Origin of the sequence: Paenibacillus apii, from assembly GCF_011043685.1 — a bacterium.
Classification (GTDB): Bacteria; Bacillota; Bacilli; order Paenibacillales; family Paenibacillaceae; genus Paenibacillus_AQ; species Paenibacillus_AQ sabinae.
Map to the genome: position 1 here is coordinate 142,615 of NZ_JAAKGU010000009.1, position 23,146 is coordinate 165,760.

Consider the following 23,146-nt stretch of genomic DNA (forward strand, 5'->3'; position numbering starts at 1 on the left):
TTGTGGTGGGAATTGGGATTATAATTCCAGCATTGTACCTATCCCTAACAATTATGGAGATCGAGAACAGTGGTTCCTGATACCGTTGACAGATATCTTTCCAGTTTTACCCTTGTTACTGTGAGAGGCGTGTAAATCATCACTCTTATATCGGGATCATTGGGGGCTTGGAGGGTAATATGCTCAAACTCCAAGTGTCCCATTATAGGATGTTCCATTTCTTTATTTCCTTCAAGAGAACTGGGAACTTCATGAAGAGGCCATAACTGGTTAAACTCAGGACTTTCCCGTTTAAGATCTTCGATTAATCCCTCGAACGACGAGTTTTCAACATAGCGAGCTCTTGCAGTATGGAACTCCGCTACTACCCCCCGTGCGAGCTGTTCCCAATCTCGAAAGCGTTCCTTCCTTGCTGGGCTGGTGAAAAGACGCCAGATTAAATTGAAATCATGAGGCGGCGACGGTTGGGAAATAGAGAAAACCTCATTTGCAGCTTTATTCCATGCCAGAAAGTCCCACCGTCTTCCTAAGACATATGCAGGAGTCAGATTGAGGTCATCTAACATCCTTTGGAGTGCTGGTTCGATAATTTCTTCGGGAGGAAACAAGTGAGGAGGCAGCGATTCTCCGGCGAGAAGAAAAAGATGACGGCGTTCATTGGGACTGAGTCTGAGAGCCAAAGCAAGACTTTCCAGCACTTGCACCGAGGGATGGACATCACGTCCTTGCTCCAACCACATGTACCAAGAGGTGCCGATATTTGCAAGCTGTGCTACTTCTTCGCGCCGTAACCCATGTGTTCGGCGGCGAGTGCCAAGTGGTAATCCAACATCATTAGGAGAAAGGCAAGCCCTCCGTTTACGTAAAAAATCACCGAGAGCAGAGCGACGCTCGCTATCGTTCATCTCAACCCCTCCTCATCCTAGTACTCAGAAACCTATGATTAAGCAACCTCTAGTCTTAAGATTTTTTAATAAGTATACTCATGCGTAGCAAGTGAATCAATCTAACAAGAAGCATGGGGGGGGATAAATGGACGGACCGACATTTCCTTCAAAAATGACAAATAAAACATCAATAATGCGGTAACACTGATACATCTAACAATACGGCAAAAAGGAGAATTCATATGATAACAATACATCCCAATAACTCAAACGCCACGGGACAATTGCTGGCCAATAAGGTGGCACTGATTACAGGTGCCAGCCGGGGAATCGGCGCCGCCGCAGCCAAGCTGTTCGCGCTGGAGGGAGCCACAGTGACGCTTGTCGCGAGAACGGAATCGGAACTGCGCAAAGTAGTGGATGAAATTACGGCGGAAGGCGGAAGTGCCGACTACGTTATAGCCGATCTTGCAGACGCGAAAAGTATCGAACAGGCGGTCCAGACGACGGTGGAGCGGCATGGCCGCCTCGATATCGCATTCAATAACGCTGGTATTGCCATCGGCTTATCACCGATGATTGATGACAAGGAAGAAAACTTCGACCTCATCCACTCCGTGAACTACAAGGGAGTCTGGTTATCGATGATTGCCGAAATCAAGGCTATCCTCAGCACTGCCGGTTCCGGAGCTATTGTCAATAACAGCAGCGTCGGTAGCTTTAGAGGCAATCCGGGTCTTGCTGCGTACGGAGCAGCCAAACGGGCGGTCAATAGTCTCACCGAAACTGCCGCTATTGAGTACGGACCTATGGGCATTCGCGTAAATGCTGTTGCACCTGGCACCACCATGACCGAGATGATCCAGAGATGGGTTTCTCAAGATCCTACAATTCTCGAAAAACTTAACTCCATTACACCTCTTAGACGCGCAGCCGATCCGAATGAGGTGGCGCAGGCGGCTGCTTGGCTCCTGAGCGATCGTGCCTCCTATGTGACAGGAGTCGTACTACCGGTTGACGGTGGTGCAAGGGCGTGATCCTATGGATCTACAATGTTAATCCAATAAGAACCACACAGCCCTATGTCCTCAAAATGGATGTAGGGCTTTTTTACATTAGGGGTGCGGATACCGAGTGTTGATCATTCCTTACAGTATTTCGGTGGTATAAGCTACATAAGTACCGCCCCAAAAAAAGGGGGATTCTTCCTAAAAAATCCCCACAGGTAAGGATCATTTTCAGTTCTCGTTTCATTAGGCATTCAATCTTCTTATCCGTTTAGAAAACCATTTTTCCCGCAACCATTTTCTTGAAATATTGGATTTCGGCTTTCGCTCATTCCACCACAAAATCCGAATACCCTTTTAATTTTTTCTTCAAGAAAAAATGGGGTGAAGACCAAGATGGTAATTGGAATACCAGCTGAGATCATTCCTGCTTGTGATGCACTAATGGATCTTAATCCCAAATAATTCAAGGTCAAAAAGGCGAATATACCTAAGAATCCTAATATCATAAATTCCTTCCATCTCAAAAAGATGGGAAGTTGTTTTTTATTAATAGCTAGGAATCCCCAAAGTATAATGGTTGAAATTGCCCAGCGTATTGTAGTGAACTCTCCCCCACTTAGCTTACGCATGAAGTGGGGGCTTCTGTTGGCATCGATACAGGGTTGCACACGCTACGAGCTTCATGTTTGAAGACTCAATGCCTGTTGCACCCGAATGAGGGAAGCCAACGTCCAATACGTTCGTTTTGCCAATGAAGGGTCTTTTGCCTCCAAGGACAACCACATCTTTTCAGATGTGGCTTTGTGTATACTGCGTAACACGTACCGTGCGCCGATGTTATACGAGGCATTAAGGTCCGCATGGTACGTTTTGCCTGTTGCGAATACAGCAACATCACGCTTCGTGTTTCGTTTTACAAATCCACTGCCATCAAAAGCAAGCGCACTTGTATTTGCAGGGTTGACCATGGAAACCCGCATTCCCAAGAAATGCGCCATTTCGGCCACTTTCGTTTGGATGCGCCGCTTGGCCCAAAACTGGAGTTTGGCACGAAGCCGCTTGGCTCCCCATGTTCCTTTAGGCAGACGCATCTTCCCTAAATACTCCATGACAATGACATCTGCGCTGTGCTTTTGGGCAAAGGCGAGGATTTGATGCGCGGTATCGTGGACGATATGCGTCTGTAAGCCGTTCATCCGCCGCCAGAAATTCGGTTTTATGCCTATACCGGATTGACGCTGGGCCTGTTTTAGTTTGCCTGTGATTTGGCGCATCCGGTCTTTCTCTTTGGCTTGGTTGATAAAGGTCCTCGCCAAGACAGTGCCGTTAGCGTCCATCACGGAACAGACTGCGGAATTTGTTAATCCTAAATCAACGGCACACACCCGCTGCTTGGAACGTTCCGGCTGAGTCAACTTCACATCCCCTTCATAGGCGATATGAAGGGCATAGCGTTTTCCTTTTCGGACTAATGTGGGGTTGCATTCTTTCATGCTCCATACGTTACGTTTGAATAGGTCTTGCCCTTTAAAGGTAATGGGGAGCCAGACCCAATCGCCTTGATGAAATACTTTGATGTTGGCTGCCCGATCGGAGGTTCGAATGAACATATTGCCTTTGTACAAGCAAGGGAATGCCTGATGCTGAGCTTGGAGTGTCGGCGGTTTCTTCGAAAAGCGTTTCCCTTCTTGCTGGGCGTATTGCCGCTCGGCTTGCCAAAGCTGAAAACGGGAATGATGGCTTTTCATAATGCCAAACGCTTCGGCAATGGCACTTCTGCGGAAGTACGAAGGAAACTTATAGAAGCGTTGATCGAATTCGGCGTAGAGCGGATTCGGATTGTGCTTGGTACGGTGAATCAGCCGTTCTACCGCCGTCACCACCGCTTGGGTGGATAACGATTCCAAGACCATAAACTGCTCTTGAATGACCGTAATCAAGAACGACAGCGCCTCTTGATACACATGAAGAGTCGCATCTAGCATGCGGTGGTGAGACGTAATCGGATGTTTGAGTGTTTTGACCACCTTCATGAGATACGCCTCCATCGCAAGTTTGATGGATCTAGCATAACATAAGAACATATGTTTGTTAAGCAGACATGTCTAACCCCCACCTTCGCTGTTGGCTTAGAGGTGGAGGACTGCGATACTAAATCTGTTCAATAACGTTGCTGGTAACGCTGAACCTAAATAACGACCACAAATATAGTTGCCCGCCCAAAAAAAAGTAGCTACAACTAATAAGAAAATTCCTTTTTTCATTGTTTAAATCCTTTGTCATTTTTAGAATTTAAATATATAGCTCTGCTATGGAATATAAAGCGGCCTTTCCGCTTAATTTCGTACGTGGTCCTTCATAATCACAATATAGGACTCCTCCACGAGCTGATGCTTGATAAGCAACCAGTGATTTATTATTTAACCGGTCTGCCCACAACGGAATGATATGGCAGTGCCCACTGCCGCATACAGGATCTTCAGGTACATTGCATTTTGGTGCAAATGATCTGGATACACAGTCATAATCTTGTCCTTCAGCTGTAACATGCAATAAAAGTCCATCCAGTTTATTTACCTTATCCTGGTCAGGAGTTATGTTGCGGACTTGTTCTTCTGTTTCCAGAATACAAACCAGGTCTCTGCCCATATATGCCTCTAGCGGCCTTATACCAATGGCCTCTGCCATTTCATCCGTCACATCCACCTGCTTTAAATCATATGAAGGAAAGTCCATTTCAAATATATCATCTTTATTTAATACAACAAGTTCCCCGCTCATTGTCTGAAACGTGATTCTCTCCACATTTTCTTCATAATAGTTAACAATAACATAAGCTGTTGCCAATGTTGCATGGCCGCAAAGATCAATTTCCCCACCCGGTGTAAACCATCTGAGCCGGTAATGATCTCCTTCTTTCACTGTAAAAGCTGTTTCGGAAAGATTATTTTCAGCAGTGATTTTCAGCATCAGCTCGTCCGGAAGCCATTCATCCAAAACACATACCGCTGCAGGATTGCCTCCAAAAACTTTATCTGTAAAAGCATCAACTACATATTGTTTCATTAGTTTATCCTCCCCTTCTAATCATTCTCCTAAATAGGCAATAGCTTCTACCTCACACAATATGCCAAGAGGAAGGGATTTAACGGCTACACAGCTTCTGGCCGGTTTCTCAGTAAAATACTTTTCATAAACCGCATTAAAAGCAGCAAAGTCAGACATATCGGTCAGAAAGCACGTCGTTTTAACTACTTTTGTGTAATCTATTCCAGCTTCCTTAAACAATTCACCGAGGTTTTTCATCGTTTGCTCCGCTTGAGCTTCAATTCCGCCTCTAACGACCGTCCCATCTTGAGGGTTAAGTCCGCTTTGTCCGGAAGTAAAAAGGAAATTACCAGCTGCATATGCCTGCGAGTAGGGGCCGATAACTGCCGGTGCTTCTTTTGTAGTAATTTTTTGCATTTCCATCCTCCTCCATACAATTTTTAATTCGCATTCATTATATAATCATGTTATCATGCATACAATAAATCAATTGTATGTATTACAATGTTGTTGGAGGTAACGCTATGCCAATTAATTCATTCGACAATTTCCCAATGTCTTGGAAACCGGATAAATCTCTTATGAAACAACCATATTTCACGTCTTTAGCAGATCAGCTGGAATCTGATATAAAAAATGGCAGTCTGGCTCCTGGAACCAAACTGCCGCCACAACGTGAACTTGCGGATTATCTTGACTTAAACTTTACAACCATTACACGTGCGTATAATCTCTGTAAAAAAAAGGGGCTGATTTACGGTACAACGGGTAGAGGTACATTTGTTTCCCCCCACGTAAATGAATCCATTACAATTACCGGTGCTGACCTTTCTCCCCGTTGTATTGAGATGGGCATGGTAAGCGGTTTCGAACAATACAATGAACTGGTGGTGCAGGCAACAAAATCAGTCGTAGAAAAAGGTTATCTAAACAATCTTTATGAATACTCACATCCGACTGGCCATCCCCACCAACTGGCTGCCGCAATCCGCTGGCTGGAACAAATGGGTGTCCATGTTGACAGCAACCACGCTGCCATTTTCTCTGGTGCACAAAACACATTAACTGTTGCACTTATTTCCTTATTCGAGCCAGGAGATAAAATTGCCACAGATGAATATACCTACTCCAATTTTATTGAACTGGCTAAACTATTAAACATTCAATTAGTACCTATTTCCGGAGATCAAAATGGAATGCGGGCTGATTTATTGGAACTACAGTGTAAGCAGATGAAAATTAACGGTATTTATCTAATGCCAAGCTGTGCAAACCCGACCACCATTCAAATTTCATTGTCCAGAAAACAGGAACTGGCCGAGGTCATCAGGCGCCACAAACTGATTTTAATTGAAGATGAAATTTTCGCATCCATGATTTCTGGACTAAAGAATTATGAAACCATACCGTTGTTCAGTTTGGTTCCGGAGCAGACTCTCTATATAAGCAGTATGAGCAAAACTCTTTGTAGTGGTATGCGTATCGCTTATCTAGCATTCGCCGAGAATTTCCGCAAAAAAATATTACACGGTCTATTCAATACCAATATCAAGACTTCTTCATTAGATGCAGAGATTATTACAGAATTAATTTTGAATGGAAATGCCTATGCTATTGTGGAAAAAAAGCGTGAACTTGCTGCAAAAGCAGGTGCAATTTTTAAACGGTATTTTCCAGAATGTCCTCCTCCAACAACACCGTATTGTTTTTATCGCTGGCTGCCGATTCCAAACACCAAACCTTCCTTCCATGTGGAAAAAGAATTAGAACAAGCTGGTATCAGAGTCTATCACTCAGACCGATTTATTGTCAGAAATCAAGCGGATAAACAATTCCTTCGAGTCTCTCTTTCTGATGCAGGTAGTATGAGCAAACTTGAAAAAGGATTATCCATTTTAAAAGAATATCTGGAAACATGAACAAAGACGACGAAGAACTCAGCGCTCCGGCATACTCTGTTCACCAATATATAAAACCCCTGATACATCAGTGTTTTTGACGTATCAAGGGTTCTTAATTGTCTCAAACTATTTTAAATCTTATAAGCCTTCATCGCCTTGCGCAGCTCCTTGATGCTCGGGCGCTTGCCGTACATCAGCACGCCGGTGCGGTAAATTTTCGCGGCCAGCCAGCCGAGGCCGAAGATGGTAACGAGCAGAAGCAGGAGCGACAGGATAATTTCCCATGCGGCCACATCGCCGACGCCGATCCGGAGCAGCATGCTGAGGGGCGACGTGAACGGAATAAGGCTGGTAACTTTGATCAGCAGGGTGTTCGGGGTCGAGATGCTGAACAGCGGAACGTAGAAGTTCACGAAGCCGAGCATCATGACCGGCATCGCAGCCTGCCCGAGGTCCTCGGTGCGGCTGACGATGGAGCCGACGGCGGCGTACATCAGGGCGAACATGAAGTAGCCGAGAATATAGAGAACGATTCCGTACACCAGCAGGCTGACGCTGAGCTGTCCAAGGTCGAGATTGAAATCCTGCAGAACGCCCGAATTATGCGGCAGCATCAGGTTGGCGGCGATGGCGGCCGCGATAATGGCGATTTGCAGCAGGCCGACCAGGAATATGCCGATGACCTTACCGAACATTTGCGCGAGCGGCGCGGCGCTGGTAATCAGAATCTCCATGATGCGCGAGCTTTTCTCCGAGGTGACCTCCGCTGCGATCATATTGCCGGTCATCATAATCGACATAAAGAACAGGATCAGCATGACGTAAACAATGACATAGTTGATTAACGGATGCGATTTATCCTGAGCCGCTTCCCCGTCCGCGCTGATTTTCTCAGTGCCAAGCGGCACCGGCGCGTTCATGGCCGCGATCTGCTGCGGCGTCAGCCGGTCGCCCGCGATCAGCTGCGCGTTAACCTGCTGAAGCGCAGACTGCAGGAAGCTCTTGGTTTTGGCACTATCGTCCGTTGAATGGAAGACGACTGATCCTAGTCCCGATCCGCTCTGCTCCGTGTAGGTGAGATATCCGTCCACTTTGCCGTCCGAAAGCGCCTGTTTCAAGCCGGCGTCATCGGCGGCGGGATACGGGGTGACGGTCGCGTCCACACCCGGCTGCTTGGCGTAAGCCTGCAGCAGCTGCGAGGCGGCGCTGCCGTTCTCCGCAATGACCGCGATGTGAACGCCCGAGCTTTGAGCGCCGTTTCCGTCCTCGCCTTTGAATACTTTAATCAAATAAGGGATATTCATTCCGATGCTAAGCAGAATTACCATAATCAGTGTGGTAATCAGGAAGGACTTGTTTCTCACTTTGTTCTTGAACGTGAATCCGATAATCGTGCCCATTTTATTCATGAGACTCACCCACCGCTCTGATAAAGATTTGGTTTAACGTCGGTTCCTTGATTTCAAAATGCTCCACTTCTCCCTGCTCCAGCGCCGCTTTCAGAATGCGCTGGGCGGCGCCGATCTCGGTAATGCGAACGAGATAGCCCCGCTCCTGGCGTTCCACTGCGGTCACGCCCGGAATGGCGTCAAGCCCGGTCACCTCGCCAGGCGTCCGCAGCAGCACCTCTTCCCGCGGATAGCCCTGCTTGATCTCGCGAAGGTCGCCCTGCACGACCGTATTGGAGCGGTCCAGAATCGTAATATGGCGGCACAGCTCCTCGACATGCTCCATCCGGTGCGTGGAGAACAAGATGCTCGTTCCCTGGTCGCGAAGCTCTCTGACCGTATCTTTGAGCAGTTCGACGTTGACCGGATCGAGGCCGCTGAAGGCTTCGTCGAGAATGAGGATCTGCGGCTTATGTACAACGGCGGCGATGAAGCCCATTTTTTGCTGATTGCCTTTAGAGAGCTCCTCGATTTTCTTGTTATAGTAGTCCGGCACGTCAAAGCGGTCCAGCCAGTACCGCAGGCTCTTGTCGGCGTCGCTTGCGGACATTCCTCGCAGACGCGCCAGATAGTTAATCTGCTCGCTGACCTTTACTTTCGGATACAGCCCCCGCTCTTCGGGGAGATAGCCCATGATGGCCTGAAGCTCGCTGCTGAAAGGCTTGCCGTTATACCGGATATCCCCCTCGTCAGGATAAATCAGGCCAAGCACCATACGCATCGTCGTCGTCTTGCCCGCGCCGTTGGCCCCGAGCAGACCGTAGATCTCTCCCCGCTCCACCCTGAGGCTAATTCCGTTCACCGCGGTTTTGTCGCCGTACTGCTTAACTACCCTTTCCAGCTTTAGTGCTTCCATTCTCTAATCTCCTCTCATTGAATCGGTAAGTTCGGGACGGTGTCCCATGGTCCACAAACTCAAAATCTCTTCCAAATCCAGGCTGCGTTTCTTGATCATCTTTACGCCCAAATCTGAAAAGCGTTTCTCCAAATCTTGCATCCGCGAGGTAATCACCCTTGCCATGCCCGGGGTCTGCATCTTCAGCTCCAGCGCCTCCGGAAGCTCAGCCGCAAGCTCCGCGAGTTCCGTTTCATCCGCCGCGCTTACCCAAACTTCGCTCCATGCGCCGAGCAGCGCGTCTTTTTCGGCCATGCCGAGCAGCTCCCCCTTATGCAGCAGGACGATGTAGTCGGCCAGCCGGCGCACCTCCTCTACAATATGCGTGGAGATGACGATCGTGGCCTGCCGCTCATCCATATAGCGCTGGAACGTCTCGATCATGATCTTCCAGGCAAAAGGGTCCAGCCCCGACGAAGGCTCGTCGAGCAGGAGCAGCTTCGGGCCGGCGGCAAGAACGGCGGCGATTTCGAATTTCCGGCGCTCGCCTTTGGACATTTTGCCGAGCCTTACTCCCCGCGGCACTTCGAATTGGTCCAGCAGCGCCTCAAAATACGCCGGATTCCAGTCCGGGTACCACCTTCTGCGAAAGCAGGCGGCCTCCTCCGGCGTCCAGTGGCTCTCCTCATGGATTGGCGATTCCGGCACATACCCGATACCCCGCCGGATTTCCATCGGGAGCTCGCCTTCGGCGCTATTCCCGAACCAGCTTATGGTCCCTTCTTCCGGAAGCGCCAGCTTCAGCAGCATGCTCAGAAGCGTGCTTTTTCCCGAACCGTTCTGCCCCACCAGCGCAATGATATGCCCCTCCGGCAGCTCCAGGTTGATCGGTCCAATCGTTTTGGAGCGTCTTTTCTTGATCACATTCCGCATCTCCACCGCCAGTCGAACCATGCCTCACTCCCCCTTTTTGTCCTCTTCCCCGTATTTGCGCTTTACAATTTCCTGAAAAAGCTCCTCCAGCTCCTCCACGCCGAATTGAACGGAACGCCCGGCATCCACCGCCGACTCCAGCGCTTTGCGGACCGTCTCCCGCCTGAATTCCTCTCTCGCCCCGTCTCCGACATGGGAGACAAAGGTTCCGGTTCCCTGCCGCGTCCGCAGCAATCCCTCGCCCTCCAGATCCTGGTACACCCGGCGGACTGTAATGACGCTGCATTTTAAATCCCCCGCAAATTCCCTTATCGAGGGCAGCAGTGTCCCTTCCGCAAGATTTCCGCTGATAATCAGCGACCGAAGCTGCGTTTCAATCTGGTGGTACAGCGGCTCGGGGCTTTTGTCATCAATTTGTATAGGAATCCACAATGCTCACACCGCCTTCCGCCCGCCGGCCCATCTGTCTCCCGCCATCATACGAGGTCCCGGCTCTTCAATCTGTGAATCGTCCATCTGGAGAACAGTTGCATGGACACTGTACCCGTAAGCAGCGTTCCCCACATCAGGGGAGACAGCAGCCCCCACTCCTTCGAGCAGGCGAGGCTGTAGAACAGCAGGTTGCCTCCGGTAAAATTGACCAGCATAGCCACTCCAAAGGAACCCAGCATGATCAGCAGTAGGAGCCAGAAATAGGCTTTGCCGCTGTATAGAAACTCTATAAAAATGAACAAACCCGTTACTGCCAATCCATAGCCGATCCAGGTAAAGGAAAACACTATATACCCAAGCGGAGAAATGAAAGCTCTGAGATGCCCGGCAAGCGCGTAGACCAGTCCGAAGAACAATACGCCGTTCAGCGCGAAGCATATGATGGATTGCAGCTTTCTTTTGCACATGACGGCATTTACCGGGACGGGCAGGCTTCGCAGGTACGCCAGCATTTTCGTGTAAGAATCCGCGCTCCAATACTTCATCGCACGGCGGGAATACGCATAGCCGAGGAACGGAATCATAGCCAGCAGCAAATAGTCGGCCAAAACGCTTCGCTGATGGGTCTCCGCCGATTCATTGACGAGCAATCCCACCAGCCCCCCCAGATAGGACATAACGACGATAGTGAACAAAGCGGTGAACATCAGCCTTATTTTGTCGTCCCGCAAATCCCCCCGGATCATAAACCAGGAATCTTTCAATGTCTGCATGAAGGTTAACCTCGCTTTAATCAAGTGATTATGTGTGATTACTGTATATATCTATATACACAGTATATGTCCTTATTTTTCCATTGTCAATGATTGGATTGAAATTTCTTCCTGGCGCAGCTACAGCCGTTGACATATCGCAAAACGTCGATATAATGGTTTACATGAAGCCAATTGACCCCATTGAAGTATTCAAGGCACTGTCTAATGAAGCGCGTCTTCAAATCTTGGATTGGTTGAAAGATCCTAAAGCCCATTTTGGACCCCAGGGAGGCGTAGATCTTATCGAGGTTGGGGTATGCGTCAGCCAGATTACATCGAAACTGAATATGACCCAATCGACTACATCTCAATATTTATCCGTTCTGCAGCGGGCGGGACTCGTACATGCGACTCGGCTGGGCAAATGGACATATTATAGAAGAGATGAAGAGGCAATCAAAGAAGTTGCTTCCTACATTCAGCACGACCTTTAAATCATAAGGACTGGATTCAAACCGTTGAATTCAGTTTTTATATACAAAATAAATCGATAATTCGAGATTTGTAACTAAATCTTTTTATCTTTATCCAAAATATCGACATTTCCCGAATTGTCAACACCCAAAAAAAGGAGCTGTTCCCTATATCCAACCCTTCCACCCCGTCCGGCAGCGCTGCAACACTCGTTATCGTTGCGCATCCGGATTTGGAGTCATCCCGGATTAACAAAAGGCTCGCGGCCGAGCTTGAACGAAGAGGCAGAGTTACCATTCACCGGCTGTACGAGACTTATCCGGACGAAAAGATCGACGTCGCCCACGAGCAGGCGCTGCTCACGACTCATGACCGTATCGTGTTTCAATTCCCGTTGTTCTGGTACAGCTCGCCTTCCTTGCTGAAGAAATGGATGGATGAAGTATTTGAGCTCGGCTTCGCGCACGGCAGAGGCGGCGATAAGCTGAATGGCAAGGAACTCCTCATTGCCACCTCTTCGGGCGGCGCAGAGAATATGTACCAAGCCGGAGGCTTTCATAATTATTCTTACAGCGAGCTGCTGCGGCCGTTCCAGCAGACCGCCAACCTGGCCGGAATGATCTACCTTTCGCCCTTTGTTGTGGGCGGAATTCGCGAAGTGACCGACGAACAGCTCGAGAAGTATGCGGCGGATTACGCCGACTATGTAGAGGGACAGCTTGCCCTCTCCCGCAAGCGGGGTTAACCGAAAGCCGCGTATCCCGGAGATAACGCGCCGGCCCCATTCTGTCTGCAGTAGACAGGAGAGCCGGAAGGGGCCAGCGGCCGTGAAGGACCGGCGCCGCGATAGCTGTACGGGTAACCTAACCCCGATAGCGGCATGGGCGGCCTGCTTCCGATAAATCAATCGGCTGTTAACCGCCCTGTTTGATCGGCAAATCTAAATCGCCGCTCTAATCCTCCAAACGGATAGAGCGGCGATTTTTTGTTAACTATTTATTGACGGACGCCTTTACGCGCCCATAATCACTTGCCACACCGGCTTCGTATGCCCACCCGGATAAATCAAATACAGCAGCACATAAACCGCCACGCCCGTTATGGCTGTGATGAACCAGATCACAGAGGTGACTCTTCCCCATCTGCGGTGCTTGGCGTACTTTTCTTTAAAGCCCAGCGTCAGCGTGGTGATGCCGAATACGGCAGCGACAGATGCGAGCACGATATGAAAAATGAGAAACACATGATACAGCCCCGACAGGCTTTCCGGTCCGCCCCATGACGTGTTGCCTACAAATACCGTTCTCGACGCATACACAAGAAAGAACAGCACCGCAAACACTGCAGCGGCAATCATCGTCTTCTTATGTGCCTCGCGCTTACCTTTAATGATAAGCCCCCAGCCGATAGCCACAAGCACCGCGCTGATGACGATGAAAGATGTGCTGATCGTTGGAAACACTGTAAATATATCCATGTCCGTCCTCCTAGACCTCACCGGCAGATGCACAGGTCAGTTCGCGGCTTTCACCCCGGAAGAGTCCGGAAGCTCGTCGTCGTCCTGCCTGTTCTCTTTTTTATACCAGTGATAGAACACAGAAGCAAGCATGGAGGCAAAAATAACTTCCTGAATGAATTTCATCCCAATGCCGCCGACCTGCTGATCTACTCTCGGGGACAACACTTCAAAGAACGCCGGTCCGCCAAAAGACCGCAGCAGCGCAGCGCCGCCGCCCGAAACGCAGTAGCCCATCGCTCTGGCCCAGGCATCCGGGTCGCTGTACGTCGCATAAAGCGGCTTGTCGGCAAAAATAATCAGCCCGCACGCGGGCGTCAGCAGCACCATATTAAGGAAGATGAATCCCGTCTTGGCTAGCCCGTTCCAGCGATCCCCTTCCGGCAGCGGACGGATCAGCGTCCACCACATCAGCGCCGAAGCGACGAACAAAGCGGCGTAATACAGCCGGTGAACGGCAAAATGCAGCATCACATAATCATGGACCGCCGGGATATGATACAGGGAGAACAGGCCATTGAACAGCAGCGCCGCTGTGACCGGATGGGCCAGAAAGGCCAGCCGCCCGAAGGGATTGACTTTAAGAGCGGCTCGCCACAGCTCCGCCGGAATACCAAGCATGATGAGCGGGACAGCGACATAATAGGACAGCGCCATGCTGAGCATGTGAAAAGAGAACATGAGATGGCCCAGCAGACTGACCGGCCCGCCCTGAGCCAAATAGAGCGCCGCCATCCCGGTGACGAAGAAGATCCGCTGCCTTGGAACCGCCGGAGCCGCCATCCCGAACCGGCCGGACATGGGGCCGATCAGCACAAAATAACCCGAGACCGCCACCAGCATCCCCGCTAGAAATAGCGGGCTCCATATATCGGCCAAGCTGAATGCATTCAGTCCGAGCATCGTTCAAGCCTCCCCGCGTTAGGATGTACGTCAATGAATCGCCTGTTCCGGCGCTGGCGGATACCCGAAGCCATTGCATGGGTTAGCGGGCGCTCGCCGTTTGCGCAGCATTCCTGCTCCATCCGTAACTGTAAACCCGCTACTCTGCCGCGACTACGCAGTACACCAGCCTACCTCGCACCGCTCCTGAATGTGCAGCATACCAGCTCCATCCGTAACTACAAATCCACTACATCTGCCAGGCTCTCCCGTATGCACAGCACACCAGCACCACCCGTAACTGCATATCCGCTAACTCTGCCACTACTCTCCTGTATGCACAGTATACCAACCTACCTGACCGCCGCTCGCCGAATCCGTAGCACACTCGCTCCATCCGTGACTACAAACCCACTAACTCTCTGCCACTACTCTCCTGTATGCACAGCATACTAGCCTACCTGACCGCCGCTCGCCGAATCCGTAGCACACTCGCTCCATCCGTGACTGCATTCCTGCTAACCCTGCCACGACTCTCCCGTATGCACAGCACACCAGCACCACCCGTAACTGCATATCTGCTAACTCTGCCACTACTCTCCTGTATGCACAGTATACCAACCTACCTCTGCCGCGGCTGCGGACCTCATTCCCGAAGCTGCTTTCGAATATCAGGGAAAACCTCCTGCTTATTTCGCCTTTCCGAACGATTTCCGCCATTAAACTGGAATTCCTCCCTCTCATTCAAGTGAAAACGGCCAAAACTTCAGTTTCTGGTGAATTAAACCGGAGGTTTTCCGCCATAATCCACAATTCCGGCCCATTCCCCTCAATTAAGACGGAGAATTTCCCGTTCAGCTGAACCGAACGACCGTTTTCGCGTCATCGCGTTATCGCTCAGGCTTTCGCGAACTATGGTCCCTACCGGCTCCTGCAGATTCAGCAAAGTCCCTTAGCTCTGGTTAGGAACTGGCTTTTCCCATAGAACAAGTTTCAAGAGTCTCCCCCAGCGGAGGCCCCCGCCATCACAAGCTAGCTCAGCCCCTTTGACAATAGAATCCGGACAGAGCTCCATTCCGAAAAAAGGCAGGCCCGCGGCCCGCCCCTTTTCCCCGCTAATCCCACCAGACCCAGTACAAGGCCATAATAATGCACGTTCCGGCAATCAGGAAACCGCCCAGCATGAAAATAATCGGCATCATATGCCCCTTATCCTTCAAATGCATCCAGTAGCCCATCTGCACAAAGACCTGCATCACGGCCATGACCAGCAGAAGAATGACTGCAAAGACCGGGTTAACGTCTCCGGCCGCCACCGCCGCAAACGCGATGAGCGTCAGCACAGCCGAAAGAACGAAGATCATAACATGCTTCTGGGGACCTTCCTGACGGTGACGGCGCTTCACGCCGCTATCCCGGGTTTGCTGTTCAGCAGTCATAGTCTAGCCCACCTTTCCAAGCAGATAGACAACCGTAAAGATGAAGACCCACACCACGTCGATAAAATGCCAATACATGGCGGATACGTAGATTTTGGGCGCGGTCACTACAGTCAAGCCCTTATAGGCCAACTGGCCGATCAGCAGCGAAATCCACAAAATACCGAAAGCGACGTGTGCGCCGTGGAACCCGACCAAGGTATAGAACGCCGAGCTGAATGCGCTTGTGGTCATGCCGAATTGTTCATGCCTTACATACTCGCTAAACTCATAAATTTCCAGGCCCAGAAAGCATAGGCCGAGCACTACGGTGACGAGCAGCCAATTCCGGAGCAGCGCCGGACGGTTCCGATGCATCGCCTGGATAGCGAAGACGCTGGTCAGACTGCTGATAAGCAGGAAAAAGGTCGCCGCCGCAACGAGCGGGAGATGGAACAGCTCATTGGCCGTAGGGCCTTCGTTGGTCTGCCCCCGCAGCGCCAGGAAGGTGGCGAACAAGGTGCCGAAGAGCACGGCCTCGCCGCCGAGAAACAGCCAGAAGGCAAGGACTTTGTTGCGGCCTTCGGCGGTCGCTTTTTCCGGTTCATGCGGCAGGCCGCCGTGGACAGGTTCTGCATGCGAAGTTGTCATACCCGGTTCACCTTCCTTCCAGCTCTTCCGGCTCGATATGCCAGCCGTGATCGTCTACCAGCGAGCGCAGCAGCATCGATCCAAACGTAATCAGCAGACCCAGTCCGGTCACAATATAGTTATTGAACAAAAAGCTCACGAATCCGCTTCCGAAATCATCGCGGCTGAACATAAAGCCGAACCCGGCGATAAAGATGCCCACCGACATGATGAACGGCAGCGGGGTCGCCGAAGGCATATGAATCGATCCGACCGGCTCGGCCGGCGTCATTCCCTTGTTCCCCGCCATCTTCTCCTTCCAAAGAGCGTCAAGCCCGCGCACAAGCGGCGTCTGCTTGAAATTGTATTCCGGCGGCGGCGATGGAATGCTCCATTCCAGCGTGCGTCCGTCCTCCCAGGGATCGTCCTTCGCATCCGGAGGCTTTCTTGATGTGATCACAATATTGGCCAGAAAAATCAGCGTGCCGATCCCCATCAGCCCGGCCCCGATCGTACTGACCAGGTTCAGCGTGTCGAAATGCTGGTTCGGCAGGTAGGTGAACACCCGGCGCTGCATGCCCATAAGGCCGAGAAAATGCTGGACGAAAAAGGTCAGATGAAAGCCGATGATGAACGTCCAGAAGGTCCATTTTCCCAAGGTCTCATTCAGAATGCGCCCGAACATCTTCGGCCACCAGTAATGCAGCCCCGCGAACAGGCCCATCACCAGGCCGCCGACAATCACATAGTGAAAATGCGCTACAACGAAATACGTATCATGGAACTGGAAATCCGCAGGCGCGGACGCCAGCATAACGCCGGTTACGCCGCCCATGGTGAATGTCGGAATAAAGCCGGATGCGAACAGATTGGGTGTGGTAAAACGCACCGATCCGCCCCACAGCGTGAACAGCCAGTTGAATATTTTGATCCCTGTCGGGACGGCGATCAGCATCGTCGATACGGCAAAGAGCGCGTTCGCCACCGGGCCAAGACCCGTCGTAAACATATGATGCGCCCACACCATGAAGCCGAGGAAGGCGATCAGAATCGTCGCGAACACCATGGAGCTGTAGCCGAACAGCCGCTTGCGGGCAAAGGTCGGAATGACCTCGGAGATGATGCCGAAGGCCGGGAGAATGAGAATGTAGACTTCGGGATGGCCGAAGATCCAGAAAATATGCTGCCAGAGCACAGGGCTGCCGCCCGCTCCGGGCTCGAAGAAATTCGCGCCGAGAATCCGGTCGAAGGTCAGCAGCACCAGGCCGACAGTAATCGCGGGAAAAGCGAACAGAATAATGGCGGACGTAATAAACGTCGTCCAGGCAAACATCGGCATCCGCATGTACGACATGCCCGGCGCGCGCATTGTGATGATGGTCGCCAGAAAGTTAATGCCGCCGATCAGGGTACCCAGGCCGGCAATTTGCAGGCCGATCGTGTAAAAATCGACGCCGTGCGTTCCGCTATAAGCCGATGTAGAGAGCGGCGTGTAGGACGTCCAACCCGCGTCAGGCGCTCCGCCCATAACCCAGCTGAGGTTCAGCAGCAGGCCGCCGAACAGGAACGTCCAGAAGCCCAGCGCGTTCAGAAAAGGAAAAGCGACGTCGCGTGCGCCGATCTGCAGCGGAATAACCGCGTTCATCAGCGCGAAGATAATCGGCATGACGCCGAGGAAAATCATTGTCGTGCCGTGCATCGTAATCAGCTCGTTGAAGGTCTGGGCGTCGACAAAATCATTCATGGGCTTAATGAGCTGCCACCGGATCAGGAGCGCTTCAATTCCGCCGATGCCGAAAAATAATCCGCCGGCCCAAAGATACAGAATGGCGATTTTTTTGTGGTCGACGGTCGTAATCCAGTCCATCAGCCCGGTATACCGCTTGACGCCATGCCCCAGAGGCTTCGGTTGATCCAAGGTATGCGCTGCTTGAGCCAAGGTTCGTACCCCCTTTTCAAATGTATCGCTTGGTAAGGGCTTACGTAACTAGTTCAGTTTATAGCTGGCCAGATACTCGGCGATCCGGTCGATTTCATCGTCCGTCAGGCCCATATCCTTGCTGGGGTCAGGCATTCGGTTGCCCGGTTTTACGCCTTGCGTGTCATGCAGCCACGTCTTAAGATTCTCCTCCACGGGAGCGCCGTCCTGACGGGTATCGTCATTGAGCAGAATGCCGGCCACCGATTCGCGGGAACCAATTCCGGTCAGATTCGGCCCTACCGCCAGCCCCTGATCGCCGACCGCGTGGCATTTCAGGCACTGATCCTTAAAGGTCTGGGCGAGCGCCGGATCTTCGGGAAGCACCGCGGGCGCTTGCTGCGCCTCGATCCACTGCTTAAATTCATCATTGCTAACCGCTTTCACTTTGAATTCCATGAATCCGTGGGAAGGTCCACACAGCTCGGCGCATTTGCCGCGGTATACGCCTTCCTTTGGCGCGCTGAAGCTGAACCGGTTAGTTGCTCCGGTCGGATTGGTGTCGATTTTGCCGGATAGAGAGGGGACCCAGAAGGAATGGAGCACATCGTTTGTCGTCAGTTCAAAGGCAATGTTCCTGCCTGCGGGAATAACGAGATCCTGCGCCGTCTTGATGCCGAAATCGGGGTATTCAAATTCCCACCAATACTGGTGGCCTGTCACTTTGACTTTAATCGCGTTCTTGTCGCCTGAATGATTGTCGCCCAGGGCGAACACCGTCCTCACCGTCGGAACCGCCAGCACAATAACGAGAATGAGCGGAATGACCGTCCAGAGTACTTCCAGCTTGAAGCTGCCCTCGATCTGCTCCGGAATTTCATCCTGCCCAGGCTTGCGGCGGAAACGGATCAAGACATAAGCCGCGATAAAAAAAACGATCAGCAGCACGACAATCATGATGGAAATCGCAAGCTTCATGAGTCCCAGAGAGCTTTCGGCGGCCGGACCTTGAGGCCTTAGAACCGAGAGGTCTTCCCGGCCGCAGCCGGCGAGAACCGTTCCGAACACCGCGATCAGGGGAAGAAGCCGCCTTGCAGAGAGCCATGTTCTCATCATAGATCAACCCCGCTTTTTCCGATTTCAATTAGGTCACTTATCCTGCGCTGTCAATTATAACAATCACTATTAATATAATTTTCAGGGTCTGTTTTGTCAATCGTTCACATCTATTTCAAAATAAGAAAAAAGCTTGTCAAATCAACATTTGCAATCGGTTTCTGTAAGCGTTATTATTAGTAGTAAGGTTTGTTTTGATCGGGTTATGAATCCAGGAACTTTGTGTGACGACACAAAAAAACCGTTCTTTGCGGCATTCGCAAATCACGGTTTATAAAATCCTTTCGGAATGATAAGTTGAACGGTTAAGAGACTGACGAATTCATTCTGACGAGCTCATGCTCCACAACCATGGTGAGTTCTTCCTCATAGCCTCCCGTTATCCGGTATTTACGGACATACTCTTTGACGAATTTCTTCGGATCCTTGGGCCGGAAAATACGTGTCATTTCCCGCAGACTTTCCTTGACTTCGTTGTGACCTTTACTTGCCATGATCAGTTCCCTCCCAAAACATTGAAAATGAATGCTCCGTTGTAGAGAATGCATGATGAAAAGTCCGCCATAACTTCGAAATGCAAGGGCGCTCGCAAATGCCTTAAGACCGAATGCCGCTTGCATTTATCGATTCTCCGTGATAAGCCGGCAGAAGCCGGGCCTACGAATCGGGAATCTGTGAAGCAGGTTCGTCGCGATTTGGGCTGAAAGTTCAGGTGCTAAAGAACACCTTGACACTGTGATTACCCGAAAAGCCAAGTCTGTGAATCACTCCTTTCGGGCTTTATCGTTTTATTGTATCATATTCTCGCCCAACTTCCACCTTTCCCGTGTAAAGCCTAAATGGTAAATTTTTTTTACAAATCGTTTGGAACATACGTTCCACTTCAGCATAAATTCCCCGCACCGGATTAGTCAAGTGTGAGAAATTCCGAAAACATTTGGTTAACCTAATAGTGAACAGAAACCTAAGGGCTTGGAAGGGGAATGCCATGCATGAGCAACCTCCGTCTTTATTAATAAAATCTGGCATAGGGAGCGCGCCATGAAGCCGGCGGTTACCCTGCTTCGCTCGCCCCACTCCTCCGTTCCCTATATTCCGATGGCGAAGCCCGAAGATACGGGAACCTGCGCGGAAAAGCTGGAGCAGGCCCACCAGGCCGTGCTGCGGGAATATCCGAAAATGCACAGCATGCTGATCGCGCGCCGCGGCCGGTTAATCTGGGAGCGGTATTACGGCGAAGGACACGCCGCCCGGTTGAACGACCTCCGCTCCGCCACGAAGAGCGTGACCTCCCTGCTGGCCGGAATAGCCACCCGGAGAGGCGAAATGCCGGAACCCGGCGTCCCCGTAATCGAGGTGCTGGGAAAGCATGTCCCGCATCTGCATTCGGAGCAGCTGCCGGAGATTACGCTCCGCCATCTGCTGACAATGACCTCGGGCTTCGCCTGGAAAACCGGGAAAAGGCTCGGCGAGCCGCTGATCCACAAGTTTCACCGCAGCCGCCGCTGGGCCTCCTTCGCCCTCGGCCTGCCGATCGTGCCGGAGAACATCGGCACCTTTCAGTACCGCAGCCCCGATTCGCATCTGATCTCGATGATACTGACGGAGTCGACGGGGCGGGACGCCTTCGCCTATGCGATGGAGCATTTGTTTGCCCCGCTCGGCATCCAGCACGCCGCCTGGCTGCCGAGTCCCGAACGCCACAGCATGGGCCATATCGGCCTGCATCTGACCTCACGGGATATGGCCAAGATCGGCCTGTGCCTGCTGGAAGGCGGCAGGTATGCGGGGCGGCAGGTCATCCCGGCTGGTTGGCTCGATCAGGCGCTGGCCGCCCAGACCGCCGGCTACCCGGCATACGGCGATTACGGCTTTCAGTTCTGGACAGGCACCATGTCCAGGCAGCCGTTCTCGCTGGCTCACGGGCACGGCGGGCAGCAGATTCTGCTGCTGCCGAAGCTCTCAGGCGCCATCGTCTTTACAGCGGAGAGTAAGACCAGTCACTGGAAGCATCCCCGAAAACTGGTCGAACAATACATTATTCCGGCAATGGCAGACGGCTGAAATGAGAGCAACGGACTTAAATTAGCGAGATGATGAACTGGGATGAATGGGATAAGCGGATCGGAAGGATCGGTCGGCTGGATGGATAAGGCGGAATGGCAAAATAGATCGGCAGCATAGGCTTGGCGGGTTGGCAGAAAGCCGCTTGCAGCCTAAACGCTGCTCATACTTTGTCCGGCCCGCTCATACGCTTGTATAGAGGAAGCGCCCGTGCAAGGCCTGTGCCCGCGGGCGCTTTCTGTCCATATGACAGGAGAGTGAAGCCCTTGTCCCCGTTTCGTTCATCCGTCGGCTTGCCGGATTATATCGCGGCTGCGCTGTGCTATCTGTTCCCTTTTGCCGGGGGCATCGTCTTTCTTGCCCTTGAGAAACGCAGCCGGTTCGTGCTGTTCCACTCCCTCCAATCGTTATTGGCCTACGGCGCGCTCATGATCGGCCATGTCCTCGCCGGTCTGCTGCCTTTTATTGGCGCGCTGCTTGCGGCGCTCATCTTCCTGTGCAGCTTCGGCATCTGGCTGCTGATGACCTATCACGCCCTCCGGGGTAACTGGTATAAGCTGCCCTGGGCCGGCAATATCGCGGAGCGGCAGCTGCGGCGTCTGTAAGCTCTTTGGGCTCTAACTTTCGGCCTATGAAAAAGCATTCCCATTTGCCATCTCCCTTCAGTACAATGAAAGAGGACAACAGCATGAATCTGGGCCTGGGGGAAAAGGAATGTACTTGTTTGTAATCAATCCGCGTTCCGGCGGAGGAGCCGGGCGGAAAGTCTGGCAGCGGATCGAGAGGATGCTGAAGGAGCGGGGGGCGGAGTATGAAGCGCTGCTCACCGGGAGCGCTTCAAGCGCAGGAAGCGATGTCATGCAGGCGCTCTCCCGCTGGGAGCGGTGGAGCGCCTGCGTCGTAGTCGGCGGCGATGGAACGATCCACAGCGTACTGGAAGCGCTTAGGACACGCGGCGTTTCGCTCGGCATCATTCCGGCGGGCTCCGGGAACGACACCGCGCGCGCCTTCGGCATTCCGCTGGAGGCGGAGGCTGCACTGGATGCCGCGCTGGCCGGTATCCGCGTTCCGGCCGACCTGCTGGCCGCAAACGGCGTCTATACGCTGACCGCCGTCGCCAGCGGATTCGACGCCCAGGTCGCTGAGAACGTCAATTCCAGTCGGTACAAGCGGCTGTGCAACGCCCTTCACGCTGGGCAGCTGGCCTATCTGATCGGCATTTTGCATACGCTGATCACCTTTAAGCCTTGCGGGGCCAGCGTCCTCTGCGACGGGCAGGAGCATCGCTTCGAGGACGTCTGGCTCGCGGCGGTCTGCAACCTGCCGAGCTACGGCGGCGGGCTGCTCATCGCGCCGCAGGCGAGACCGGACGACGGCTGGCTCGACGTCTGCGTCGTCCACGGGTGCAGCCGCATGCAGCTGCTGCGGCTGTTCCCGACGGTGCTGAAGGGCAGCCATGTCTCGCTGCCCTTCGTGACGATGCTGCGCGGGACAAGCGCAGCGGTGCACTTCGATCGCGAGCAGCCTGCGATCGGCGACGGCGAGAGCATCGGCCGCGGCGCGCTGGCCGTGCGATGCGAGCCGGGGGCGCTGGCCGTGCTCGCGCCCCCAGCCCGGGGCCCGGCGCCCCGGGAAGGCGCCGGCAGCCGCGCGGGCGGCGCCTGACGCCCGCGGCGAGAGGCGGGCGCCCGGCCGGCGGAGCGGCCAGGTGCGCCAGATGCCGCTGGCGCACGCCCGGGCACGCGCCGGGGGCCGGGAGGCCTCCAGCCCGGCCCCCCGGGGTACCTCCCGCCTTCCTCGAGTGCGGCACCCTCTCCGGAAGCGATAACAAAACAGCAGCCGTTATAGCGGGCCACTTCACCCGGCTATAACGGCTGCT

24 protein-coding genes are annotated in these 23,146 nt (G+C 52.5%); 7 read left to right on the top strand and 17 right to left on the bottom strand.

Annotated features, from left to right (window positions below):
• Positions 1-44: 44 nt before the first annotated feature.
• Positions 45-905 (bottom strand): helix-turn-helix transcriptional regulator, encoded by an 861-nt coding sequence (locus G5B47_RS18430; protein ID WP_165101090.1) that lies wholly within the window; start codon positions 903-905, stop codon positions 45-47.
• Positions 906-1,129: 224 nt separating this feature from the next.
• On the opposite strand from G5B47_RS18430, the gene G5B47_RS18435 reads away from it, so the two are divergent.
• Entirely contained in the window at positions 1,130-1,924 is a 795-nt protein-coding gene (locus tag G5B47_RS18435) for an SDR family NAD(P)-dependent oxidoreductase (protein ID WP_165101093.1), read from the top strand.
• A 233-nt stretch (positions 1,925-2,157) separates the two neighbouring features.
• On the opposite strand, the gene G5B47_RS18440 is transcribed toward G5B47_RS18435, so the two are convergent.
• The 4 genes from G5B47_RS18440 to G5B47_RS18455 form a co-directional block, all read right to left on the bottom strand.
• Positions 2,158-2,526, bottom strand: coding sequence for a DMT family transporter (locus G5B47_RS18440; protein WP_165101096.1), 369 nt, complete (start codon positions 2,524-2,526; stop codon positions 2,158-2,160).
• Between the two features lie 51 nt (positions 2,527-2,577).
• On the bottom strand, positions 2,578-3,930 hold the full coding sequence (locus tag G5B47_RS18445) for an RNA-guided endonuclease TnpB family protein (protein WP_165101099.1): 1,353 nt from the start codon (positions 3,928-3,930) through the stop codon (positions 2,578-2,580).
• 259 nt (positions 3,931-4,189) lie between these two features.
• Positions 4,190-4,963 carry a PhzF family phenazine biosynthesis protein gene (locus G5B47_RS18450; RefSeq protein WP_165101101.1) on the bottom strand — a complete coding sequence of 258 codons (774 nt, stop codon included), beginning with the start codon at positions 4,961-4,963 and terminating at the stop codon, positions 4,190-4,192.
• Between the two features lie 21 nt (positions 4,964-4,984).
• Positions 4,985-5,362, bottom strand: coding sequence for a RidA family protein (locus G5B47_RS18455; protein WP_165101104.1), 378 nt, complete (start codon positions 5,360-5,362; stop codon positions 4,985-4,987).
• Positions 5,363-5,469: 107 nt separating this feature from the next.
• On the opposite strand from G5B47_RS18455, the gene G5B47_RS18460 reads away from it, so the two are divergent.
• Entirely contained in the window at positions 5,470-6,864 is a 1,395-nt protein-coding gene (locus G5B47_RS18460; protein WP_165101107.1) for an aminotransferase-like domain-containing protein, read from the top strand.
• 113 nt (positions 6,865-6,977) lie between these two features.
• Here the strand turns inward: G5B47_RS18460 and G5B47_RS18465 are convergent, their stop codons facing one another.
• Genes G5B47_RS18465 through G5B47_RS18485 form a run of 5 tightly spaced genes read right to left on the bottom strand, consistent with a single transcriptional unit; the run spans position 6,978 to position 11,267 of the window.
• Positions 6,978-8,255 (bottom strand): ABC transporter permease, encoded by a 1,278-nt coding sequence (locus G5B47_RS18465; protein ID WP_165101110.1) that lies wholly within the window; start codon positions 8,253-8,255, stop codon positions 6,978-6,980.
• Positions 8,248-9,150 (bottom strand): ABC transporter ATP-binding protein, encoded by a 903-nt coding sequence (locus tag G5B47_RS18470; protein ID WP_165101113.1) that lies wholly within the window; start codon positions 9,148-9,150, stop codon positions 8,248-8,250. The genes G5B47_RS18465 and G5B47_RS18470 overlap by 8 nt, the downstream gene beginning before the upstream one ends.
• A 3-nt stretch (positions 9,151-9,153) precedes the next feature.
• Complete coding sequence (locus G5B47_RS18475) at positions 9,154-10,083, bottom strand: ATP-binding cassette domain-containing protein (protein WP_165101115.1); 930 nt, start codon at positions 10,081-10,083, stop codon at positions 9,154-9,156.
• 3 nt (positions 10,084-10,086) lie between these two features.
• Complete coding sequence (locus tag G5B47_RS18480; protein WP_165101118.1) at positions 10,087-10,494, bottom strand: GntR family transcriptional regulator; 408 nt, start codon at positions 10,492-10,494, stop codon at positions 10,087-10,089.
• A gap of 44 nt (positions 10,495-10,538) precedes the next feature.
• Positions 10,539-11,267 carry a hypothetical protein gene (locus G5B47_RS18485; protein WP_165101121.1) on the bottom strand — a complete coding sequence of 243 codons (729 nt, stop codon included), beginning with the start codon at positions 11,265-11,267 and terminating at the stop codon, positions 10,539-10,541.
• A 173-nt stretch (positions 11,268-11,440) separates the two neighbouring features.
• Here G5B47_RS18485 and G5B47_RS18490 point away from each other — a divergent pair, with 173 nt between their 5' ends.
• Positions 11,441-11,743 (top strand): ArsR/SmtB family transcription factor, encoded by a 303-nt coding sequence (locus tag G5B47_RS18490; RefSeq protein ID WP_165101339.1) that lies wholly within the window; start codon positions 11,441-11,443, stop codon positions 11,741-11,743.
• Positions 11,744-11,892: 149 nt separating this feature from the next.
• A complete protein-coding gene (locus tag G5B47_RS18495) occupies positions 11,893-12,468 on the top strand; it encodes an NAD(P)H-dependent oxidoreductase (RefSeq protein WP_165101342.1) in 576 nt (191 codons plus the stop codon).
• A 267-nt stretch (positions 12,469-12,735) separates the two neighbouring features.
• Here the strand turns inward: G5B47_RS18495 and G5B47_RS18500 are convergent, their stop codons facing one another.
• From G5B47_RS18500 to G5B47_RS18530, 7 genes are all read right to left on the bottom strand, one after another.
• Entirely contained in the window at positions 12,736-13,200 is a 465-nt protein-coding gene (locus G5B47_RS18500) for a DUF420 domain-containing protein (protein WP_165101124.1), read from the bottom strand.
• Positions 13,201-13,236: 36 nt separating this feature from the next.
• Positions 13,237-14,142, bottom strand: coding sequence for a cytochrome c oxidase assembly factor CtaG (ctaG, locus tag G5B47_RS18505; protein ID WP_165101127.1), 906 nt, complete (start codon positions 14,140-14,142; stop codon positions 13,237-13,239).
• 1,094 nt (positions 14,143-15,236) lie between these two features.
• Positions 15,237-15,560 (bottom strand): cytochrome C oxidase subunit IV family protein, encoded by a 324-nt coding sequence (locus G5B47_RS18510; RefSeq protein ID WP_165101130.1) that lies wholly within the window; start codon positions 15,558-15,560, stop codon positions 15,237-15,239.
• A gap of 3 nt (positions 15,561-15,563) precedes the next feature.
• Positions 15,564-16,190 (bottom strand): cytochrome (ubi)quinol oxidase subunit III, encoded by a 627-nt coding sequence (locus G5B47_RS18515; protein ID WP_165101133.1) that lies wholly within the window; start codon positions 16,188-16,190, stop codon positions 15,564-15,566.
• A 7-nt stretch (positions 16,191-16,197) separates the two neighbouring features.
• On the bottom strand, positions 16,198-18,036 hold the full coding sequence (gene ctaD, locus G5B47_RS18520) for a cytochrome c oxidase subunit I (RefSeq protein WP_165101345.1): 1,839 nt from the start codon (positions 18,034-18,036) through the stop codon (positions 16,198-16,200).
• A gap of 120 nt (positions 18,037-18,156) precedes the next feature.
• Positions 18,157-19,203, bottom strand: coding sequence for a cytochrome c oxidase subunit II (gene coxB, locus G5B47_RS18525; protein ID WP_165101136.1), 1,047 nt, complete (start codon positions 19,201-19,203; stop codon positions 18,157-18,159).
• Between the two features lie 305 nt (positions 19,204-19,508).
• The gene (locus G5B47_RS18530; protein WP_019913840.1) at positions 19,509-19,697 is read right to left on the bottom strand and encodes a hypothetical protein; all 189 of its coding nucleotides are present in this window, start codon (positions 19,695-19,697) and stop codon (positions 19,509-19,511) included.
• A gap of 547 nt (positions 19,698-20,244) precedes the next feature.
• Here G5B47_RS18530 and G5B47_RS18535 point away from each other — a divergent pair.
• The 3 genes from G5B47_RS18535 to G5B47_RS18545 all read left to right on the top strand — a co-directional run bounded on the left by G5B47_RS18535 (position 20,245) and on the right by G5B47_RS18545 (position 22,932).
• Positions 20,245-21,267, top strand: a complete 1,023-nt coding sequence (locus tag G5B47_RS18535; RefSeq protein WP_165101139.1) for a serine hydrolase domain-containing protein — start codon at positions 20,245-20,247, stop codon at positions 21,265-21,267.
• A gap of 266 nt (positions 21,268-21,533) precedes the next feature.
• Positions 21,534-21,872 (top strand): DUF4870 domain-containing protein, encoded by a 339-nt coding sequence (locus G5B47_RS18540; RefSeq protein ID WP_025332943.1) that lies wholly within the window; start codon positions 21,534-21,536, stop codon positions 21,870-21,872.
• A 109-nt stretch (positions 21,873-21,981) separates the two neighbouring features.
• Positions 21,982-22,932, top strand: a complete 951-nt coding sequence (locus G5B47_RS18545; RefSeq protein ID WP_165101142.1) for a diacylglycerol/lipid kinase family protein — start codon at positions 21,982-21,984, stop codon at positions 22,930-22,932.
• Positions 22,933-23,146: the final 214 nt, after the last annotated feature.

Coding starts and splice junctions, on each gene's coding strand:
- G5B47_RS18510 (WP_165101130.1), bottom strand. CDS start 15,560: ATGACTGCTGAACAGCAAACCCGGGATAGCGGCGTGAAGCGCCGTCAC.
- G5B47_RS18475 (WP_165101115.1), bottom strand. CDS start 10,083: ATGGTTCGACTGGCGGTGGAGATGCGGAATGTGATCAAGAAAAGACGC.
- G5B47_RS18450 (WP_165101101.1), bottom strand. CDS start 4,963: ATGAAACAATATGTAGTTGATGCTTTTACAGATAAAGTTTTTGGAGGC.
- ctaD (WP_165101345.1), bottom strand. CDS start 18,036: ATGGACTGGATTACGACCGTCGACCACAAAAAAATCGCCATTCTGTAT.
- coxB (WP_165101136.1), bottom strand. CDS start 19,203: ATGATGAGAACATGGCTCTCTGCAAGGCGGCTTCTTCCCCTGATCGCG.
- G5B47_RS18440 (WP_165101096.1), bottom strand. CDS start 2,526: ATGCGTAAGCTAAGTGGGGGAGAGTTCACTACAATACGCTGGGCAATT.
- G5B47_RS18535 (WP_165101139.1), top strand. CDS start 20,245: ATGAAGCCGGCGGTTACCCTGCTTCGCTCGCCCCACTCCTCCGTTCCC.
- G5B47_RS18515 (WP_165101133.1), bottom strand. CDS start 16,190: ATGACAACTTCGCATGCAGAACCTGTCCACGGCGGCCTGCCGCATGAA.
- G5B47_RS18430 (WP_165101090.1), bottom strand. CDS start 905: ATGAACGATAGCGAGCGTCGCTCTGCTCTCGGTGATTTTTTACGTAAA.
- G5B47_RS18500 (WP_165101124.1), bottom strand. CDS start 13,200: ATGGATATATTTACAGTGTTTCCAACGATCAGCACATCTTTCATCGTC.
- G5B47_RS18460 (WP_165101107.1), top strand. CDS start 5,470: ATGCCAATTAATTCATTCGACAATTTCCCAATGTCTTGGAAACCGGAT.
- G5B47_RS18465 (WP_165101110.1), bottom strand. CDS start 8,255: ATGAATAAAATGGGCACGATTATCGGATTCACGTTCAAGAACAAAGTG.
- G5B47_RS18545 (WP_165101142.1), top strand. CDS start 21,982: ATGTACTTGTTTGTAATCAATCCGCGTTCCGGCGGAGGAGCCGGGCGG.
- G5B47_RS18530 (WP_019913840.1), bottom strand. CDS start 19,697: ATGGCAAGTAAAGGTCACAACGAAGTCAAGGAAAGTCTGCGGGAAATG.
- ctaG (WP_165101127.1), bottom strand. CDS start 14,142: ATGCTCGGACTGAATGCATTCAGCTTGGCCGATATATGGAGCCCGCTA.
- G5B47_RS18470 (WP_165101113.1), bottom strand. CDS start 9,150: ATGGAAGCACTAAAGCTGGAAAGGGTAGTTAAGCAGTACGGCGACAAA.
- G5B47_RS18455 (WP_165101104.1), bottom strand. CDS start 5,362: ATGCAAAAAATTACTACAAAAGAAGCACCGGCAGTTATCGGCCCCTAC.
- G5B47_RS18435 (WP_165101093.1), top strand. CDS start 1,130: ATGATAACAATACATCCCAATAACTCAAACGCCACGGGACAATTGCTG.
- G5B47_RS18445 (WP_165101099.1), bottom strand. CDS start 3,930: ATGAAGGTGGTCAAAACACTCAAACATCCGATTACGTCTCACCACCGC.
- G5B47_RS18485 (WP_165101121.1), bottom strand. CDS start 11,267: ATGCAGACATTGAAAGATTCCTGGTTTATGATCCGGGGGGATTTGCGG.